Annotated in this window: 2 protein-coding genes; both read right to left on the bottom strand. The window is 38.0% G+C overall.

Features of this window, described 5'->3' with window-relative positions; all coding sequences use genetic code 11:
- Nucleotides 1–267: hypothetical protein (locus QMD61_11585; protein ID MDI6725275.1), on the bottom strand; the 267-nt coding region annotated here is incomplete at its 3' end.
- A 137-nt stretch (nt 268–404) separates the two neighbouring features.
- On the bottom strand, nt 405–989 hold a 585-nt coding region (locus QMD61_11590; protein MDI6725276.1), incomplete at its 5' end, for a transglutaminase domain-containing protein.

The raw sequence follows: 989 nt of genomic DNA on the forward strand, positions 1-989 counted from the left end.
TGTTTTAATCAATTTTGGCTTTCCAGCATTTGTTCCTGGCTCTTCAATGTATTTTTGAGCTATTTTTTTAGCTTCTTCTGCAGATATTTTAGTTAAGCTGCTGTTATCATCTGATGCGATACTATTGTCTAATGTACCGCGATTATCAGTGGATACGCTTTGTTCATGGTTGATGGAATCATTTTTACCTGGATCTCCAGAAGCAGCGAACACTATGGCCGCTGCAGCTACTATCACCATTATTGCAACTATTGATTTTTTAATCATCTTTTTACCTCGTTTAGTTTTAAATGATCAGTATACAGTCTATCTTTTTAGAAAGATAAAGACGCATATCTCCCTTTCAACCTTTTAGAAAAAGGTTGATCAAAAATTTCTTTGCAGGATGTATACAGTCTATCTTTTTAGAAAGATAAAGACGCATATGTACCTTTTAACGTGTATGTTGCTGTATTCCAATTATTAATAACTCCAAATGAATTTCTGGAACTTGTTGCATCTGCTGCGTACCATTTGCCGTCTACCCAGATTTGTGCCCAGACGTGCCCGTAAGTGTTACCGCTTGTAAATTTACAGGTTCCATGTCTGTATCTTGCTGGGATTCCTGCAGCTCTTGAAAGAGCTATTAAGAGATGAGTGGTATCGACACAGTTTCCAGATTTGGCGTTTAATGTGCCTACAGCTCCACGTTTGGTGTTATAATAGAAGGAATAACTTATGTTGTCACGTACCCAGTTGAATATTGCCACTGCTTTATCGTATGCAGAAGTTTTACCGCTTGTTATCTTTGTTGCTAGCGCCTGAATTTGTGCATTAGTAACCTGGCAGTTTGTTGTAGCTTTAAGGTATTGCTGTAACTCTGTAGGTACCGGAATTGGTGCTGATCCAGTTGTGCTTGAAGTTCCAACGGTACTCCATGGTTTTACTGTTACATAGTTCGGTAATCTGTTGCTTGAATTTTGGAAGTTAAGTATCTTGGAGAACATGTA

Source organism: Methanobacterium sp. (genome assembly GCA_030017655.1).
Taxonomy (GTDB): domain Archaea; phylum Methanobacteriota; class Methanobacteria; order Methanobacteriales; family Methanobacteriaceae; genus Methanobacterium_D.